This is a genomic window from Nocardia sp. 348MFTsu5.1 (assembly GCF_000383535.1).
GTDB classification, from domain to species: domain Bacteria; phylum Actinomycetota; class Actinomycetes; order Mycobacteriales; family Mycobacteriaceae; genus Williamsia; species Williamsia faeni.
In genome coordinates, this window is sequence record NZ_KB911514.1 from 276,874 (window position 1) to 294,475 (window position 17,602).

General features: G+C 65.7%; 15 protein-coding genes. 6 read left to right on the forward strand and 9 right to left on the reverse strand.

Annotated features, from left to right (window positions below; translation table 11 throughout):
- Positions 1 to 104 precede the first annotated feature (104 nt).
- The 3 genes from H290_RS0113850 to H290_RS0113860 are packed head-to-tail and all read right to left on the reverse strand — an operon-like array spanning position 105 to position 2,951.
- On the reverse strand, positions 105 to 581 hold the full coding sequence (locus H290_RS0113850) for a hypothetical protein (RefSeq protein WP_020107409.1): 477 nt from the start codon (positions 579 to 581) through the stop codon (positions 105 to 107).
- The gene (locus H290_RS0113855) at positions 578 to 1,807 is read right to left on the reverse strand and encodes a hypothetical protein (protein ID WP_051122004.1); all 1,230 of its coding nucleotides are present in this window, start codon (positions 1,805 to 1,807) and stop codon (positions 578 to 580) included. The genes H290_RS0113850 and H290_RS0113855 overlap by 4 nt, the downstream gene beginning before the upstream one ends.
- A 4-nt stretch (positions 1,808 to 1,811) precedes the next feature.
- Positions 1,812 to 2,951, reverse strand: a complete 1,140-nt coding sequence (locus tag H290_RS0113860) for an SPFH domain-containing protein (protein WP_020107411.1) — start codon at positions 2,949 to 2,951, stop codon at positions 1,812 to 1,814.
- Positions 2,952 to 3,043: 92 nt separating this feature from the next.
- Here H290_RS0113860 and H290_RS0113865 point away from each other — a divergent pair, with 92 nt between their 5' ends.
- Positions 3,044 to 3,766, forward strand: coding sequence for a DUF5642 family protein (locus H290_RS0113865; protein ID WP_155976840.1), 723 nt, complete (start codon positions 3,044 to 3,046; stop codon positions 3,764 to 3,766).
- Positions 3,767 to 3,862: 96 nt separating this feature from the next.
- Positions 3,863 to 5,158 (forward strand): DUF4192 domain-containing protein, encoded by a 1,296-nt coding sequence (locus H290_RS30215; protein ID WP_020107413.1) that lies wholly within the window; start codon positions 3,863 to 3,865, stop codon positions 5,156 to 5,158.
- 116 nt (positions 5,159 to 5,274) lie between these two features.
- Here the strand turns inward: H290_RS30215 and galE are convergent, their stop codons facing one another.
- Both galE and H290_RS0113880 read right to left on the reverse strand, forming a co-directional pair.
- On the reverse strand, positions 5,275 to 6,255 hold the full coding sequence (gene galE / locus H290_RS0113875) for a UDP-glucose 4-epimerase GalE (RefSeq protein ID WP_020107414.1): 981 nt from the start codon (positions 6,253 to 6,255) through the stop codon (positions 5,275 to 5,277).
- A 12-nt stretch (positions 6,256 to 6,267) separates the two neighbouring features.
- Entirely contained in the window at positions 6,268 to 6,951 is a 684-nt protein-coding gene (locus tag H290_RS0113880; protein WP_028463173.1) for a metal-dependent transcriptional regulator, read from the reverse strand.
- Positions 6,952 to 7,071: 120 nt separating this feature from the next.
- Here H290_RS0113880 and H290_RS0113885 point away from each other — a divergent pair, with 120 nt between their 5' ends.
- Entirely contained in the window at positions 7,072 to 8,352 is a 1,281-nt protein-coding gene (locus H290_RS0113885; protein WP_051122006.1) for an acetoin utilization protein AcuC, read from the forward strand.
- The gene (locus H290_RS0113890; RefSeq protein WP_020107417.1) at positions 8,345 to 11,053 is read left to right on the forward strand and encodes a bifunctional GNAT family N-acetyltransferase/acetate--CoA ligase family protein; all 2,709 of its coding nucleotides are present in this window, start codon (positions 8,345 to 8,347) and stop codon (positions 11,051 to 11,053) included. The genes H290_RS0113885 and H290_RS0113890 overlap by 8 nt, the downstream gene beginning before the upstream one ends.
- A gap of 78 nt (positions 11,054 to 11,131) precedes the next feature.
- Here the strand turns inward: H290_RS0113890 and H290_RS0113895 are convergent, their stop codons facing one another.
- From H290_RS0113895 to H290_RS0113905, 3 genes are all read right to left on the reverse strand, one after another.
- Positions 11,132 to 12,103 carry a sigma-70 family RNA polymerase sigma factor gene (locus tag H290_RS0113895; protein WP_051122039.1) on the reverse strand — a complete coding sequence of 324 codons (972 nt, stop codon included), beginning with the start codon at positions 12,101 to 12,103 and terminating at the stop codon, positions 11,132 to 11,134.
- A gap of 123 nt (positions 12,104 to 12,226) precedes the next feature.
- On the reverse strand, positions 12,227 to 13,765 hold the full coding sequence (locus tag H290_RS0113900; RefSeq protein ID WP_020107419.1) for a methyltransferase: 1,539 nt from the start codon (positions 13,763 to 13,765) through the stop codon (positions 12,227 to 12,229).
- Positions 13,762 to 14,115 carry a DUF3099 domain-containing protein gene (locus H290_RS0113905; protein WP_020107420.1) on the reverse strand — a complete coding sequence of 118 codons (354 nt, stop codon included), beginning with the start codon at positions 14,113 to 14,115 and terminating at the stop codon, positions 13,762 to 13,764. The genes H290_RS0113900 and H290_RS0113905 overlap by 4 nt, the downstream gene beginning before the upstream one ends.
- 77 nt (positions 14,116 to 14,192) lie before the next feature.
- Here H290_RS0113905 and H290_RS0113910 point away from each other — a divergent pair, with 77 nt between their 5' ends.
- Positions 14,193 to 14,429, forward strand: coding sequence for a DUF3039 domain-containing protein (locus H290_RS0113910; protein WP_020107421.1), 237 nt, complete (start codon positions 14,193 to 14,195; stop codon positions 14,427 to 14,429).
- Positions 14,430 to 14,432: 3 nt separating this feature from the next.
- On the opposite strand, the gene H290_RS0113915 is transcribed toward H290_RS0113910, so the two are convergent.
- Positions 14,433 to 15,566 (reverse strand): YihY/virulence factor BrkB family protein, encoded by a 1,134-nt coding sequence (locus tag H290_RS0113915; protein WP_020107422.1) that lies wholly within the window; start codon positions 15,564 to 15,566, stop codon positions 14,433 to 14,435.
- Between H290_RS0113915 and H290_RS0113920 the strand changes: the two genes are divergently transcribed.
- Positions 15,553 to 17,532, forward strand: coding sequence for a DEAD/DEAH box helicase (locus tag H290_RS0113920; RefSeq protein ID WP_369758819.1), 1,980 nt, complete (start codon positions 15,553 to 15,555; stop codon positions 17,530 to 17,532). The two genes, H290_RS0113915 and H290_RS0113920, sit on opposite strands and share 14 nt — an antisense overlap.
- The last annotated feature ends 70 nt before the right edge of the window (positions 17,533 to 17,602 follow it).

A 17,602-nucleotide genomic window follows, 5' to 3' on the forward strand; every position in this document is an offset into this window, starting at 1 on the left:
TGTTCAGGGTAAGTCCGGTCACCGATCGCTCGTGGGAGTTTGGCGGGTTTCCGGGGCCCGTCGAGGGAGGTTCGGTATCAAAGATCCAATCGCTATGTTGCGCACTAGTTTTCGAGTTGTGGTGGTGAAGTCATCTGGGATACCAATGCCTCGATCCGGGCGAGGTCCAGGTCGGCGCCGGACGACAGGGCCGCCGCCACGTTCTCCAACTCGGTGACCGCGGAATCCGATTGGGCAACAACCGATTCGCGGAGCCGGCCTGGTGACGCAGCGGCCGCGATCAATCGATTGTCGAGTTCGGTCGCGGCGAGCTCGATGCGAACCCTGGCATCGATTCGAGCGCCCTCGTAACCGAGTTTGGGATCCGATCGCAACAGCGCCAGGGCATCGCGGATCCGGCGGTGCAATCGGGCCTCGGGGTCATGTGAACCCGCCCACGACACCGGTGCAGTGGTGGGCTGACCGGGAATGATCTCGGCTGATGCCAGCGCCGTGGCCCGGATGCGCCGGGTCATCACGAAGACACCGGCCACCGCTGCCACGCACGCGATGACAACAATCACCACGACAACTGTGATCATGTCGCCGCCTGCCAGGCCAGAACGATGCCGACGATCACGATCAGTGCGGCAAGCACCGCGAACACGATCTTGACGGTGCTCCAGGGCCGCTGCCCCTGAACCTCGCCGGTGACGCCGTTGATGAAGACCTGAAATGGGTTGCCGGCATAGACGACCGTGAGTAGCCAGATCGGCAGCAGCACGTGCTTGAAGGTCAACGCGTTGTACCGCGTGTCCTTTTGATTGATGCGTTGATGATCGCCGCCGATGTCCCGCCGGATCGTGTCGTCGATGCCCTCGTTGATTCGTTCCTGGGCAACCGGGAAGCACTGGTCGGCATCGTGATCGTAGGTGCGGCAGAGATGTCCGGCGACGAACTCGGGACTGTACGGGGTGGCCTGCGCGGTCGGCCACGGTTCGAGCTCGTGCACCCGCTCGGTGTCGAAGCCGGTGTTGGCCAGCACCGCGACATCGTCGAAGTTGTTGCGTACCACACCGGATCGATGCCTCCACCGGATCCTGGTCTCGGTCCGGCGGTTGTCACCGCTTCCGGTGGTGACCGTGTAATTGTCACCGCGCATCCCCGTATACGACGACGTCGTGTCGGCGTCGTACGTGAAGTACGCGGCGTAGACGCTGGTGAACGCGCCCAGTTCCCGGTATTTCTTGAACTCGGTCGGCGCGAACCAGCGACTGTGGATCCACTTCTCGATGACCTCACGGCCCTGATCGTCGTTCAACTGGAACGGCAGGATCCCGTCGACCGGTAAACGCAGCGGTGCATCGTGGATGTCGTCCCGCTGGATCGGCGTGGCGCAGTACGGGCATCGGCTCGAGGTCAGGGTTCCGCTGAATGTGCTTCTGCCGCCGCAGCTCTGACAGACGACTTCCCGCTCTGTGATCGCCGCGGCCGACGGGTGCTCGGTGGCCATCAGCGCGCGCAACTGGCTCATCGTCGACTGCAGATCATGGTCGATCACCCGACGCTCCGGGTCGATGACGATCGCGTGCGACCGGCCGCAGCTCAGACACAACAGGTTTTGTGTCGAAGGGTCGAAAACCAGTGCGGCGCCACAACTGTCGCACGGATATGTGCGGGTCTGCTCGGTGACCTGGAAGTGTGCCCGCAGTGGATCGGACGGTCCGCGCGCCGGCTCGGGCGGCAAAGGTGGCAACGGCGGTGGCGGGCCGTCGGCCGCGTCACTGTTGTTGGCGGGCAAGGGCGGTGGGAGGTGGGAGTCAGCCATGTTCCTATGCCGGTGGGTTGTTGGGGAGCGGGGGAGGCGTGCTGAAGAGTCCGGACAGGGCGGGCACGGTTCCGGCTGCCACCCAGCCCGGCATGCCCTGACTCCAGACCAGTGTCGACGCGTTGAACTGACCTGATGCGACTGCGGGCTGGAGCTGGGCGACCGTGAACGGTCCGGCGGCCTGGCCGCCATTGTCGACGTGGAAGGTTGCCGCGCCCGGTAGCGGCGGGGGAACGGTTGCCGGTGCCGGCTGCGCGCCCTGCCCGCCGAACTGGCCGGCCATCTGGCTGCCGAGCGCCACACCCATCCCGGCCGACATCATGTCGCCCATGGCGCCGCCACCCGGGTTCTGCGCCGCGGCGATCATCGCATCGGCGGCCTTGCCCTGCTGGTAGCGGCCGAGATCACCGACGTTGTTGAGAAATCCGCTCTCCTCGACACCGCGTGCCACACCGCGTGTCATCGCATTGGTGATCTCGTCGGGCAGTGAGATGTTCATGGTGATGGAGTCGACGGACAAACCGAACTCGTCGTCCACCTGGCCGTTGACAAACGTGCAGAGCTTCTCCGACAGTTCGACCTGCCGGCCCTGGAGATCGATGACCCCGAGCCGCGTTTCCATGATCATGTCCGAGAACGCCACGGTGATGACCCGGCGGATCAGCTCCGAGATCTCGTCGACATCGACCGAACTGTCGGTGCCGATGACCTCCCGAAGAAAGATCTCAGGTTCAGCCACTCGAACGACACACAAACCGTTCGCGCGGACCTGGACCATCGTGAAATCGGGGTCGCGGACAGTCACCGGATTGGGGGTGCCCCAACGCAGATCGGTGACCGGCCGGGTGTTGATGAAATACACCTCGGAGCGGAACGGACTGTTGAATCCGTGCTTCCAGCCCTGCAGGGTGCTCAGGAGCGGCAAGTTCTCAGAGGTGAGGGTGTAATGCCCGGGCCCGAACCGGTCGGCGAGCTTGCCGCGGTAGACAAAAACCGCCTGCTGACCTTCGCGGACGATGAGTTCGGCCTCGTTTTTGATCTCGTTGTTGTAGCGGGGGAAACGCCACGCCAATGTGGAGCGTGAATCGTCGATCCATTCGATGATGTCGACGAGCTCACCTTTGATCTTGCCGATGATCCCCATATTCGGTGTTCTCCCTAGCGATTCGGTTGCTACCGCGGAGTCTAGTCGTGTCGCGCACGGCAATGGCGTAGTCGCGGTGGCACAGTGGGTTGGTGAGTCGGGTGTCTTCCGAGCGGTTCAAACCGCGCTGGGTGCAGGTGGTCGCGGTGGCGGCTGTCCTTGTCGTGGGTGGATGCACGAGTGCGGTCGACGGTGATCCGGTGGCCGCGCCGTCGAGTGCCGGACCCTCGACGGGCCCGGGGACCTTCCCGTCGGAGGAGGTCGACGTGCGGGAGAGATCGGTGACCGCCGCCGACTTCCCGGCCGGGTACGACGCGACCGAGGTGTCGGCGGAAGATCTGCCCGCGGTCATGGCCGATACCGCCGGATACCCCGTCGGCGCTCTGGTGACCCCGTCGACCTGTGCGCCCACACCACTGCCGGCGACATCCGATGAGGCGGTGGCACTGGTCGCGGCGAGTGCGGAGGCGAACGCGGGCACTCTCAGCGCCATCACCGTGCTGACCGATTCGCCGTTGTCCGAGTTGGAAGCCCAGCTCGAGGCCTGCCCGACGTACACGACCACCAACCAGGGTGCCACCGCGACGGTGACCACCACCGTGCTGCCGCCCTCACCGGCCCAGTCGCAGGAATCGCTCGCTTTCCGGCGCGTCACGATGTCGGGGTCGATGACCCAGACGATGACGGCATTGGTCGCCCAGAATGATGGCGTGCGGGTCTACGTGACCGTCATGGCGCCGGGTTCTGGACCGGTACCCGATGGCGCCGCCCTCGACGAGCTGTACACCACCGCGGTGGAGCGCTCGCGCGGCTGAATCGGCCTGTGGATGGGCCGACGCGCGGTGGATAACCCGCGGAAAACGCACGGTCGGTGATGATGTCGGGTCGGCCTCGGGCCCGACCATCACCACATGACATCTGACAAATACACAACATCGGTATCCGGCCCCGGTGCACTGATCACCGCGGTCCCGGCCCTGCTCGGCTTCATCCCGGAGCGATCGCTGATCCTGGTCACGTTTGACGGTGACGGAACCGAGATCGGCACGACGATGCGCCACGACCTCACTTTCGGCGATGACGGCGTACCCACACCCGCAATGCTGGGTGTGATCGATCATCTCGCCGCGGTCTGCGAGGCATACGAGGTGGTGCGGGTGGTGGCCGTCATCGTCGATGACACCTATCCGATCGATTCGGACGAGTATCGGCGACTCGCCGCCGGCATCCACCGCCGGCTGCTGGCGACCGGAGGTCTCCACGGCGGGTTCGCCGTCTCCGCGATAACCGCCGGTAGCGTGTGGCAGACGGTGTGGGACAGCAGATCTGGCGAATATCTCGAAGGCGGATGGTCCGACGACGAGTGGTCGGATGACGAATGGTCCGGGGCGCCGGTGTATTCCGGATCGGAGACGGGTCTGGTGGGTGACCCGCTGATCAGCCCGGTGGCCGTGGCCCGGGCGGTCACCAAGGGCCGGCGGGTGCTGGCCACCCGCGGTGAGATGGCCGAACACCTGGCGCCGCTGCCGCACTGCGGTGATCCGGAGTGTGATGCGCACGTCGTGTCGGCGGCGGACGACCTCGCCTACCGCGATCTCGCTGCCGACCGGGCCCGGCTGACGGACACCATGTCCGGCGAGATGGGTTCGGTGGACCAGACATTCATCGACCGGCAGGTGCTGGAGCACTGCGTCGAGGTATTCGGGGACGAGCGGACGCCGCTGGACGTGGTTGTCGACCAGATGCGGCGGCTACAGGAACGGCAGGATCTCGAATACGCGCTGTCGCTGGTCTACCGCGGCGCCACGGGCGTGCTGACCTGCGACGAACTACGCGTGCTCGACAAGTCGCTGCGCGAACTCTACGTCCGCGACGCGTTGATGGCCCTGGCCGTCACCGATCGCTGGATCGAGGCCGAGCAAATGTGGGCGGCGCTCTGCCGCCGGCTCCGGGGACGAGGTCAGGCGGCCGCCGCGACGCTCCTCGGATTCGTGCACTACGTACACGGCAACGGGGCGATGGCCGGCGTCGCATTCGACCTCGCGCTCACAGCGAGCCCTGGCTACTCGATGGCCGTGCTGTACAACGACGCACTGACCCGTGGGATACCACCGCAGGTGATCGGGGAGTGTGCCCAGACCGGCTACCTCGTCGCCCGGACGCTGGGGGTGGAACTCCCTGCGCCGGTGATGAACCCGGCGGCCTGATCAGACCGGGCCATCACCCGACCCCGAGCCCCCCAACCCCCGATAGTGTGCCCTTTTGGCGGTGCTGACCTGGGGTTTTGGTCGCCAAAAGGCCACATCATCGGGGTACGGCGGGATCAGACGAGAGAGTGGGCGCGTTCGCCGAGTGAGCGGGTGTACTCCCAGGCATCGGCGACGATGACCGACAGGTCGGTTTTTGCCGGATACCAGCCGAGTTCAGCGATGGCCTTGTCGCTCGAGGCGATCAGCACTGCCGGATCTCCGGCCCGTCGCGGCGCATCAACCACCGGGATGTTTCGTCCGGTGACCTCTTCGACGGCCGAAATGACCTGCCGCACAGAGAAACCCGTACCGCTTCCCAGATTGAAGATCTCGTGGCGGCCGGCGATGGCGGCTTCGAGCGCCAGGACATGCGCCTCTGCGAGATCCTGCACGTGGATGTAGTCGCGGACCGCTGTGCCGTCATCGGTGTGGTAGTCGGTCCCGAACATCTTGATGTGCTCACGGTGACCGAGGGCCACCTGCAGGATCAGCGGGATCAGATGCGTCTCGATGACACGGTTCTCGCCCGCACCGCCGTAGGCTCCGGCCACATTGAAGTACCGGAGGCTGGTGGCCGCGAGGCCGTGGGCGTGCGCATACGACGTGATCGCGTGGTCGATGGCCAATTTGGTGGCGCCGTAGGGGTTGGTCGGGCGGGTGGGCGCCGACTCCAGGATCGGGACCGATTCGGGCTCTCCGTAGGTGGCCGCCGTGGACGAGAAGACCAATCGCGGCGTGCCCGAGGTCCGGATCGCCTCGAGCAGCGACAGTGACTCGACAACGTTGCCGTACCAGTACTTCTCGGGCTGTTCGACGGATTCACCGACCAGCGATTGGGCGGCGAAATGCAGGACTCCGTCGAAGGATTGCGCCGTCAGAACCCCGGCGGCGACATCGCTGACGTTGCCCTCGACAAAGGCGGCACCCTCGGGGAGCGCATCGGCATTGCCGGTCGACAGGTTGTCGATGATGGTCACATCGTGACCGTGTTCGATCAGGACGCGGGCGCAGACGCTACCCACATAACCGGCACCGCCGGTGACAAGGAGTTTCATCGAGGGCTGGTATCAGACTTTCTCGACCTGGACGGAATGTGCCATCTCTTCGGAGAGCAGCAGCCCGGAATGACCCGGTGTGCTGATCATGATCGAATCCGGCGACACCGTGATGTTGACGCGGGCGCTCGGAACGACACCGGCATCTTGAAGCGCACTGATCAACTCGGCGTCGGCCTGAGCGTGCTCGGACAACCTGCGCACGATCACCGCAACCGGTTCACCCTGCGGCAGATCGGAGATCCGTGTCATCGGTGGGGGCGTGCTGCTGGGGGAGTAGCCCAGCTGTTCCAGTCCCGGAATCGGATTTCCGTACGGGGAGGTGGTCGGGTGGTCGAGAACCTCGAGCAGCCGGCGCTCGACGTTCTCACTCATCACGTGTTCCCAGCGGCAGGCCTCGGCATGAACGTCTTCCCAGGGCATCCCGATGACGTCGACGAGGAGTCGTTCGGCGAGACGGTGCTTACGCATGACCGAGGTGGCGAGATTGCGGCCCTTGTCGGTCAGCTCGAGATGTCGGTCTCCGGCAACGAGTACCAAACCGTCACGTTCCATCCGCGCAACGGTTTGTGAGACGGTCGGTCCGCTCTGCTCGAGACGCTCGGCGATCCGAGCGCGCAGTGGGACAATGCCCTCTTCTTCGAGGTCGTAGATCGTCCGGAGATACATCTCAGTCGTGTCGATCAGTTCGTTCACGATCCCCATCCCTTTCGTCTGGACCCAGGTTACCTGGCTGGAAGGGTGATGTTGGTAACCCCGCAGGAGGTCGTGGGTCACAGTGGCCTGCGCTGTCGGGCAGGCCACTAGGCTCACTTCATGAGCGTTCGGTCACACACATCGGATCCCCAGCCCGCGGCAGTGATCTGGAGCGACGATTTCCTGCGGTACCGATGGACGCCTTCGCACCCGATGAACCCGGTCAGGCTGGCGCTGACCATGTCGTTGTCGCGGTCCCTGGGAGTGCTCGACGGCGTCGAGACCAGCCCGCCGATGCCGGTGGACGAGAAGTTGCTCCAGACAGTGCACACCGCGTCCTACCTCGACGCGGTCCGGGCCGCGTCCGCCATCGACGGCCACACGAAGGGTGCAGCGCAGCTCCTCGAGCGCGTGTTCGGTCTCGGCAGTGCCGACAATCCCGCGTTCGAGGGCATGCACGGTGCGGCGAGTCTGCTGGTCGGCGGGACGATGGCCGCTGCGGCGGCCATCGCGTCGGGGTCGGTGAAGCGGGCCGTCAACATCGGCGGTGGCATGCACCACGCGATGCCCGGACATGCGGCCGGCTTCTGTATCTACAACGATTGCGCGGTCGCGATCCGCTGGCTGCTCGAACAGGGCTACGACCGGATCGCGTACATCGACATCGACGCCCACCACGGTGATGGTGTCCAGAAGGTTTTCGCGGCTGATCCACGGGTGCTGACGGTGTCGCTGCACCAGCATCCGGCAACGCTCTGGCCGGGCAGCGGCTGGCCCGAAGAGGTGGGGGAGCAAGACGGCCGCGGTACCGCGATGAACGTCGCCCTGATGCCCGAGACGGGCGACAAACTCTGGTTGCGGGCCTTCAAGGCGACCGTCCCCGGGGTGATCGAAACCTTCCGGCCCCAGATCATCGTCAGTCAGTGTGGCGCAGACAGTCACGTCCGCGATCCGCTGACCGATCTGTCGCTCACGGTCGATGGCCAGCGAGCGGCGATTCTGGCGATGCGCGACCTGGCCGACAAGTACTCCGAGGGGCGGTGGCTCGCGGTCGGTGGCGGCGGATACGGGATCGTCGACGTGGTGCCCCGCAGCTGGACGCACCTGATCGCCGCGGTCACCGGCAACGACGTCGCACCCGAGACGATCATCGATGAAAGTTGGCGCGAGGCAGCCACAATCGAGGGACAGCTTCTCGACGAGTCGCTGCGGAGTGATCCGGCACTCACAATGACCGACGGTGGCGACCTGGACTATCTACCGTGGGATGGTGATGGTGGCGGCCCGTTGATGGACGGTGTCACCGAGGCAGCGCAAACCCGGCTCGACGCCACCATCATGGCGACACGCCGAGCCGTCTACCCGCTGTGCGGTCTCGATCCGGAGGATCCCCGTGACTGACAATTCTGGAATCAGCAATTCGGCGACCGAGAGCATCCGGCCCGATCAACGTGGACCGCACGACTATCCGCGCCACTGGATCGCCGACGTCCTGGCCAGCGACGGTGGGGTGGTGCATCTGCGCCCCATAGTTCCCGAGGACGCCGACGCCCTGGTCAAGTTCCATTCGGGGTTGTCGGAGCGCACGCGCTACCTGCGATATTTCGGTCCCTTTCCGCACATCCCGGCGCGTGAACTCGCCCGGATGACCACGGTCGACCACTACACACGCGTGGCGTTCGTGGGTGTTCTCGGCGGCGAGATCATCGCCATCGGCATCTACGAGGGCCTCGGCGCGAGCGGTAAGCCCACCACGGCGGAGGTGGCGTTCGTGGTCGCCGACGAGCACCAGGGACGCGGGCTCGGTCCGGTCCTACTCGAACATCTCGCGGGCGCCGCGGCCGAATGTGGCTTCGAGAAGTTCGAGGCCGAGGTACTGGCGGAGAACCCGAACATGGTCGCGGTGTTCCGCGACGCCGGTTATCAGCTGCGACGCAGCTTCGACGGCAGCACCATCCACGTGGAGTTCACCATCGACCCCACCGAGGCCCTGTTGTCGGTGCGCAACGCCCGGGAACGCGGCTCCGAGGCACGCAGTGTCGCCAACCTGCTTCGTCCGGCCTCGGTGGCGGTGATCGGTGCGTCCGTGGACCGGCTCAAGGTCGGAAATGCGGTGCTGGCCAACGTGGTTGCCGGAGGGTTCACCGGCCCGGTCTTCCCGGTCAACTCCGAGCATCGTGCGGTTCGCGGCATCCGCGCGTATTCGACGGTGCGCGACATCCCCGACCCGGTGGATCTCGCGATCGTCGCGGTGCCCGCCGACGCTGTCGAAGAGGTGCTCGACGACTGTCTGCACAAGGGCGTCAAGACCATGCTGGTCCTGTCGGCCGGCTTCGGTGACACCAGCGACTCCGGACTCGAATCGGAACGGCGACTCGTCGAATCGATCCGGGAACACGGCATGCGACTTGTCGGTCCGAACGCGCTCGGTGTTGCCAACACCGATCCGGCCATCTCCCTCAATGCCACACTCGCACCGCACGTTCCCGGTCGCGGCGCGGTGGGATTCTTCTGCCAATCCGGTGCATTGGGCATCGCGATCCTCGACACCGCCGCCCGTCGGCAGCTCGGGCTTTCGACGTTCGTCTCCGCCGGCAACCGCGCGGACGTGTCGGGCAACGACGTATTGCAGTACTGGGATACCGATCCCGACACCGAAGTGGTGCTTCTCTACCTGGAGAGTTTCGGCAACCCGCGAAAGTTCACGCGGCTCGCGCGCCGGGTCGCGAGTGGCAAACCGGTGGTGGCGGTCAAGTCGGGGCGAGGGGCGGTACCGCCGGCGATGGCGGCGGCCGACCATTCACTCGACGACGCGAGTACCCGCGCAATATTGGCTCAGGCCGGGGTCATCCAGGTCAGCACCATCGCCCAGCTCTTCGACTGCGCAACGGTATTCGCCTACCAGCCGTTGCCCCGCGGACCGCGCGTGGGCATCGTCGGCAACTCGACTGCACTCGGCGTGCTGGCGCAGGAGGCGGGTAGTCACTTCGGGCTCCGGGTCGTCCAGCGTGTTGATCTGGGTCCGGGTGCCTCACCGGAGACGTTCGAGGAGGCCGTCCGAATCGCGGCCGCCGATGACGACGTCGATGCGCTCATCGCGGTGTTCGTGCCGCCGGTCGCGGTCAGCGTCGACCGTTACGCGCAGGCACTGATGACCGGGATGTCCGGGTCTGACAAGCCGGTGGTGACGACATTCCTTGCGGTGGAGGGTATTCCGCAGCACCTCACCGTCCTGGGGAAGTACGGGACCCCCGCGCGCGGTTCCATCCCGTCGTATCCGAGTCCGGAACGCGCCGCCGAAGCCCTCGGCCACGCCTGGCGGTACGCGCAGTGGCGGTCGCGGCCGCCGTCGGAGGTCAGGCGTCCGGCTGACGTGGATCCGGACACCGCGCGGCTCCTCGTTCGGGAAGCCGTGGAGGGTGCCGGTGGCGCGGTCATCGAACTCGATGATCAGCGCACCGCAGATATCCTGCGCTGCTATGGAATCGAGATCGTGCCGTTCCGTGAGGTCAGCACGGTTGACGAAAGTGCCGCGGCGGCAAACGAACTGGGCTACCCGGTCGCGGTGAAGGCATTCTCCGAGGGGTGGCGCGGGCGCGCGGACCGCGAGGGCGTCCGGCTCGACCTCCCTGATCAGCATGCCGTGGAACTCGCGGTGGTCGAACTCGCCGAGGTGACCGGGGAGTCCCGGCTGCACGTACAGCAGATGGCGCCCAAGGGCATCAGCACCGTCATCCGCGTTCGCGACGATCCGTCGTTCGGTTCACTGATGTCGTTCGGACTTGCCGGCGTGACCAGCGATCTGCTGGGGGACCGCGCGTACCGGGCACTGCCGTTGACCGAAAGTGACGCCGCAGATCTCATCGAGGCGCCCCGGTCGGCGCCGCTGCTGTCCGGGTACGGCGGATCCGAACCCGTCGACAAGGCCGCACTCATCGACCTGGTGATCAGGATCTCCGCGCTGGTCGACGACATTCCCGAAACGCGGGATGTGATGTGCGATCCGATTCACGCGACACCCCGCGGGGTCGCGGTGCTGGCCGCCCGGATGACGGTGGGTCCGGTTCCGACCAAACACGACTCCGGTCCTCGTCGACTGTAGATTCCGACCCGGGGCCCGAACATAGATCAGCCGCCACCAGAAAATCTGGTGGCGGCTGATCGCGCATTGAAGGTTTGCTCAGCTGGCGTAGGCGCGCAAACGCTCGGCCCGATCACCCTGACGGAGCTTGGACATGACCTCGCGCTCGATCTGGCGGACGCGTTCGCGAGAGAGCCCGAACAGGCGGCCGATCTGGTCGAGGGTGCGCGGCTGACCGTCGTCGAGGCCGAAGCGCAGGCGGATGACCTGCTGTTCCCGCTCGTCGAGGGTCGCCAGGACGGTCCGGACATCGCTGTGCAGGAGACCGGCGATGACGGCGTTCTCGGCGGAGGTCGCTTCGGCGTCCTCGATGAAGTCGCCCAGCGGTGCCTCTTCGTCGCTGCCGACGGGCATGTCCAGGCTCACCGGATCCCGGCTGTGGTCGAGGAGGTCGGCGATCTTTGCCGCTGGGATACCCGACTCCGACGACAACTCGTCGTCAGTGGCTTCGCGGCCGAGCTGCTGGTGCAGCTCACGCTTGATCCGGGCCAGCTTGTTGACCTGCTCGACCAGGTGGACAGGGAGCCGGATCGTGCGGCTCTGATCAGCCATGCCGCGGGTGATCGCCTGACGGATCCACCAGGTGGCGTAGGTCGAGAACTTGAAGCCTTTGGCGTAGTCGAACTTCTCCATCGCGCGGATCAGTCCGAGGTTGCCCTCCTGGATGAGGTCGAGCAGCGGCATCCCGCGGCCGGTGTAGCGCTTGGCCAGCGACACGACGAGCCGAAGGTTGGCCTCGAGGAGGTGGGCGCGGGCCGACTCGCCCTCGCGGACGAGCTGGGCCAGGTCCTTCTTCTTCACCGCCGACAGACGCTTGCGGGTTGCGAGTACGTGCTTGGCGTACAGACCGACCTCGATCTGCTTGGCCAGTTCAACTTCTTGTTCGGCATTGAGAAGTGCGGTGCGGCCGATGCCGTTCAGATAAACCCTGACCAGGTCCGCTGCGGGGCTTTGCGCATCCAGGTCCTGCTCGGTCATCGGCGGACGGATTGTTGTGGTGGGGCTGGACATGTCGGCCTCCTCAAGTGCGGTTGCTTTCACAGTGTTCAACGGAGGGGACCGTGCAGATAGTTCCGCACGCGTTCCCCGAGGTGAGCTCTGTGACCTGCAACTATCGAGAAGGCTTCTGAGAAGTTACTGAGAGTGTACTGAGGTTTTCCGGCTGGACTGATCCCAGCGGGCCGGAAGGACGATGCCATGGCGGATCAGACCCTCGACCAATTCCCGCACGGCAGCGGGGTCGATGCGCTCATCGCCGGTCGCGACGGCCAGCAATTCGGTCACCTCGTCGAGGCACAGTCCGTCGGGGTTGAGTCCGGCGAGCAACGATTGCCCGAGCTGGTCGATCTCGTGGCTCCAGCGAGGACCGTCGGGGCGATGGATACGCGTGACAACGCCCTCCCATCCGCCTTCCTCCGCCAGGGTCGACACCTGCTCGAGCGCGACACCTTCGGCGACGGAGAACCGTTCGTCGCCCACATCGTGGTTCCGCAGCCATGCGACCCGGCGCAGGTAATCCGCGGCCTCGGCGCCGAGCGGGTCCTCGAAGGTGTGGCTGAGCTCTTCGGCCAGCAGGTCGGTGGGCTCATCGGTGCGGCGCAGGAACACGAATCCGAAGCCGATACCGCGGACGCCCGCTTTCTGAAGGTGGGTCAGCCAGCGATCGGCCATCTCCGCCGAGGCCGGATCTCGGGGATCGTGACCGGCATCGCGCAACCAGGTGCCGACGTACAGCGCGGGATCGGCCACATCACGTTGCACCACCCAGGCGTCGACGCCGTCGTCGGGGATCCACTGAGCGATCCGCTCACGCCAGTCGTCACCGGTGATCACCCAGGAAGCGAGCATCGAGGCGGTTCCGCCCTCGTTCAGGAACTTTGGCGCGGTGCGGCACATCAGTTCGCTCGCGCCGTCGAGGTCGAGCCCGGAGTCGCGATAGGTGTGGGTGACCTTCGGTGGGCCCACCACAAACGGTGGGTTCGCGACGATCCGATCGAACTTCTGGCCGCCCACCGGGCCGAACCACGGGCCTTTGAGCAGCGAGTACCGAGAGGCGTCGATGCCGTTGATGGCCATACCGGCGCGCGTGAGGGCCAGCGAACGGTCGGTGATGTCGGTGGCAGTGACGTGTCCGGCGAAATCTGCGGCGTGCACAGCCTGAACACCGCAGCCCGTGCCGACGTCGAGGAGGCGGCCGACCGGCTCGGTGGTGGTGGCGCGGAGCAGCGACAGTGAGGCGTGCCCGACACCGAGGACGTGGTCTTCAGTGATGCTGTGGCGTCGCAAGGAGCCGTCGAGGTCGGAGAACAGCCACCGGTTGCCCGCGCCGAAGTCGAGGGGGCGCAGGTCGATCGCGGCGTAGAGACCGCGGCCGTCGCGCGCCACGATGCCGTGGCGGACGGCGTCGTCGACCGACACCGGACGCAGCGCGGCCGCGACCTCGGACTCCGAACAGGTGTCCCCGAGCAGGAGCAGGCGGATCAGGACCCCGAGTTCGCCGCCGCCGGCGCAGATACGGCGCGCCGGGACCGGTTCGCCGCGTCCGAGGGCATCGTGAGCCTGGTCGCCGAGTAGACGCAGTACACCGTCGGTGGTGTAACCGGCGCGCAGGAATGCCTCATGTAGGCCGTCAGCCTGGGTGTACAGGTCGGCCGTTGGTTCTGAAATGGTCACTCTTCGCGTCGATCGATTCCGTGGAAATCGTTGCCGTCGGTCAGCTGTCGTGAGTACGGTCCGCTGTATTTGTAATGGAGCACTTCATCTTTTGGGCGTGGTGGCCGGTCGTTGGCCATCAGGACCGCGACCCAGGGGATCGGGATGGACAACACGATCACTCCGAGTGCGAGCAGGCCGTTCTCAGTGGTCGCATAGACGATTCCCGCGATGACGAGTGCCGGGATCCGGAACGCCATCAAGGTCAGGTATCTGCGTACGCGTGCGCGATGTTGTTCTTCCAGGGAGGTCTGTGCCTCGGTGATGAGAAACGATTCGGGCGCGTGATCTTTCGAACCCACGCCGTCCACTATGCTCTCTTCGCCCGGCAGCGGCCACCTCGGGTCGATATTGGCCCGGCGGGCCGGGGCGATGCAGAATTGACCCCATGGATACCCAGACTCTCGACAAGCCGGACGTCACCCCCGACGAAACCACCGAGGACGACACACCGAAGTTCTTTCACTACGTGAAGAAGGACAAGATCGTGGAGAGCGCCGTGATGGGCAACATCGTGGTCGCGCTGTGCGGCGAGACCTTCCCGGTCACGCGCTCGGCCAAGCCGGGATCGCCGGTCTGCCCGAAGTGCAAGAAGATCTACTCGAAGATGAAAAAAGGCGACTGACCTTCAGTCCTGCGACGATGGGGGGCCCTGGTCGTCGGCCTGATCCTCCTTCTCGACCGGGCCGGCCTTTTTCTGGATCGGACCCGTCTGCAGCCGGGGTGGTGAACCCAGGAGCTGATCGGTGATGTCGCTGGTCTGCTGGGACACCCAGCCGCGCATCTGGTCGATCTTGGTGGGGTTCGCCGGCCACAGGTCCTGCACGATCGAGTTGAACTCGGCGCCCACGACGATCGCGAAACCGAGGAAGAACGTGAACAGCAAGAACGCGATCGGTGTCGCCAGCGCGCCGTAGCTGTATCCGGTCCCGGTGATGACCGTCAGATACCAGCGCAACACCGCGCTGGCGCACCAGAACACCAAGCCGGCCAGCAGCGCGCCGCAGACCAGTCGGTGCCATGGCAGCGGGTTGGCCAGCGCCACCCGGTACAGAGTTGTCAGGCCGACGATCAACAGCAACGCGACCGCCGGGAAGTAGCCGTAATCGATGGCAACGGTGCTCGCCGGATGCCACGACTTCGGGATGACGTCCCGGACATAGGTGGGTCCCAGAGCGACGAGAGGCAGCGTCAGGACCGCCAGCACCAGGAAACAGATGTACAGCCAGAGAGCGAACAGTCGCTGGGTGACCGGATGCCGGACATTGTGTTGACCGTGAGCAGCGACGATCGAGTCGACAAAGCTCGCCATGGCCGACGAGCCCGCCCACAGGGACAGCAAAAAGCCGAGTGAGATCAGGTCGGCACGGCCGCTGACCACGACGTTGTCGACCGTCGGCCGGATGATCTCGTCGACCACGTTGTCGCTGAAGGTCCGATCCGAAAAACTGATGATCTTGTCGGAGATGATCTGTTCGGTGTTCGGGCCGAACCAATCTGCGATGAACCCCACAGTGCCCAGCAATCCCAGGAGCAGCGGGGGGAGCGACAGTGTCTGCCAGAACGCGGCCTGCGCCGACAACGCGAAGATCGAGTCGTCCCAGGACTTCGTGACGGTCCGCCAGAGCATCGAGGGCAGGAGCTTTGTGACACCGGAAAATGTGGGCTTATCTGCATCATCGCCACCGGTCGGCGTCGACGGCGTGGGGTCTGGGCCAGAGTCGGGGGCCGGCCCGGTTGGAACGCTGATGGTGTCAAGCATTACCGAAGTTCGGGTGGGATGCTTGATCCCGCGCCGCGACGCGCCGCTTCTGGTTGCATCCGGTCCACTGCGCCGATTGTCATTGGTTCGCGGTAGCATTCCGGGTGCCCGGCCACCGGAGCGCATCGCCGCCGATACCGACCGCCAGGCACCCCGTCTCGACCTCGTCGAACGGTGCACCACTGTTCAAACATCAACTGCGTCAAGGGAGTTGTGCTCTGTCGTGACCCGACCCACAGCCGTTTCCGAGCCATCGACAACCAGCCCGGCCCCGGCGCCGGCAGCGTCGTCGCTGCGGACCTGGCAGCGACGGGCGCTGACCAAGTACCTGTCGGGAGCGCCGAAGGATTTCCTGGCGGTGGCCACCCCCGGTGCGGGCAAGACCACCTTCGGCCTGCGTATCGCCGCCGAACTGCTGGCCGACCGCACGGTGGACGCGATCACGGTGGTTGCCCCCACCGAACACCTCAAGCACCAGTGGGCCGCGTCGGCGGCCCGTGCGGGCATCGCGCTCGACTCGAACTTCAGCAACTCCGCGGGCCAGACCAGCTCCGACTTCGACGGTGTGGTGCTGACCTACGCACAGGTCGCCGCCCATCCCACCCGCCATCGGGTCCGGACGGAGAACCGCCGGACACTGGTGATCCTCGACGAGATCCACCACGGCGGTGACGCGAAAAGCTGGGGTGATGCGATCCGCGAGGCCTTCTCCGATGCCACCCGGCGGCTGTCGCTGACCGGAACCCCATTCCGGTCCGACGACAGCCGGATCCCGTTCATCACCTACGAGCCGGAGCCCGGCGGCGGTGCCCGATCGGTCGCCGACTACACCTACGGCTATGCCGAAGCACTCGCCGACGGCGTGGTGCGCCCGGTGGTGTTCCTCGCCTATTCGGGTGAGGCGAGCTGGCGCAACAGTGCGGGCGAGGAGTTCACCGCCCGGCTCGGCGAGCCGTTGTCGGCCGAACACACCGCCCGTGCCTGGCGCACGGCGCTCGACCCACACGGTGACTGGATCCCGGCCGTCCTGCAGGCGGCCCACACCCGCCTGCGACAGCTGCGCAGCACCGGGATGCCGGATGCGGGCGGCCTGGTGATCGCGACCGATCAGACCGTGGCACGCGACTACGCCGAACTGCTGCAGGCGATCACCGGCAAGATGCCCACGCTGGTGCTCTCGGACGACCCGAAATCGTCCGGCCGGATCGCCGAGTTCAGCGAATCCAAGGACGAGTGGATGGTCGCCGTCCGAATGGTGTCCGAAGGCGTCGACGTTCCGCGACTGGCGGTGGGCGTCTATGCGACGAGTGCGTCGACGCCGCTGTATTTCGCCCAGGCCATCGGCCGTTTTGTGCGCTCGCGGCGACCGGGGGAGAACGCGAGTGTGTTCCTGCCGTCGGTTCCGGTCCTGCTGCAGTTGGCCAGTCAGCTCGAGGCGCAGCGCGATCACGTGCTGGGCAAGCCGCATCGGGAATCCGACGGCCTCGAAGATGCACTGCTCAACGAGGCCAACAAGCAAAAAGACGAAGCCGGTGAGGACGAGAAGGGATTTGAGTCCCTCCACGCCGACGCCGAACTAGATCAGGTCATCTTCGACGGGTCGTCCTTCGGTACCGCAACGTTTTCCGGAAGCGATGAGGAAGCCGACTATCTCGGTCTGCCAGGCCTTCTCGACGCCGATCAGGTCCGGGACCTGCTTCGCAAACGTCAGTCCGATCAGGTCGAGAACCGCAGCGGCGACACGGCTCCGGCGCCGCCGGTCGACCGGGCCCCGTCGGTGGGTAAGCAACTGACCGCCATGCGCCGCGAGCTGAACAGCCTGGTCGCCATGCATCACCATCGCACCGGAAGGCCGCATGGCCAGGTGCACAACGAACTTCGCGAACGCCTCGGCGGTCCGCCCACCGCGATGGCCACAGCCGAGCAACTGCAGGAGCGCATCGATGCCCTGCGTAAGTGGCGGTGATCCCGCGATCAAGCCCCGGATACAACTCTGCCGCGGTTCACGTGACGTGAACCGCGGCAGAGTTGTTGAT

Excerpts from the sequence above, each read along its gene's own strand:
- H290_RS0113850 (WP_020107409.1), bottom strand. The coding sequence starts at position 581 with ATGATCACAGTTGTCGTGGTGATTGTTGTCATCGCGTGCGTGGCAGCG.
- H290_RS0113855 (WP_051122004.1), bottom strand. The coding sequence starts at position 1,807 with ATGGCTGACTCCCACCTCCCACCGCCCTTGCCCGCCAACAACAGTGAC.
- H290_RS0113860 (WP_020107411.1), bottom strand. The coding sequence starts at position 2,951 with ATGGGGATCATCGGCAAGATCAAAGGTGAGCTCGTCGACATCATCGAA.
- H290_RS30215 (WP_020107413.1), top strand. The coding sequence starts at position 3,863 with ATGACATCTGACAAATACACAACATCGGTATCCGGCCCCGGTGCACTG.
- galE (WP_020107414.1), bottom strand. The coding sequence starts at position 6,255 with ATGAAACTCCTTGTCACCGGCGGTGCCGGTTATGTGGGTAGCGTCTGC.
- H290_RS0113885 (WP_051122006.1), top strand. The coding sequence starts at position 7,072 with ATGAGCGTTCGGTCACACACATCGGATCCCCAGCCCGCGGCAGTGATC.
- H290_RS0113895 (WP_051122039.1), bottom strand. The coding sequence starts at position 12,103 with ATGTCCAGCCCCACCACAACAATCCGTCCGCCGATGACCGAGCAGGAC.
- H290_RS0113910 (WP_020107421.1), top strand. The coding sequence starts at position 14,193 with ATGGATACCCAGACTCTCGACAAGCCGGACGTCACCCCCGACGAAACC.
- H290_RS0113920 (WP_369758819.1), top strand. The coding sequence starts at position 15,553 with ATGGTGTCAAGCATTACCGAAGTTCGGGTGGGATGCTTGATCCCGCGC.
- H290_RS0113915 (WP_020107422.1), bottom strand. The coding sequence starts at position 15,566 with ATGCTTGACACCATCAGCGTTCCAACCGGGCCGGCCCCCGACTCTGGC.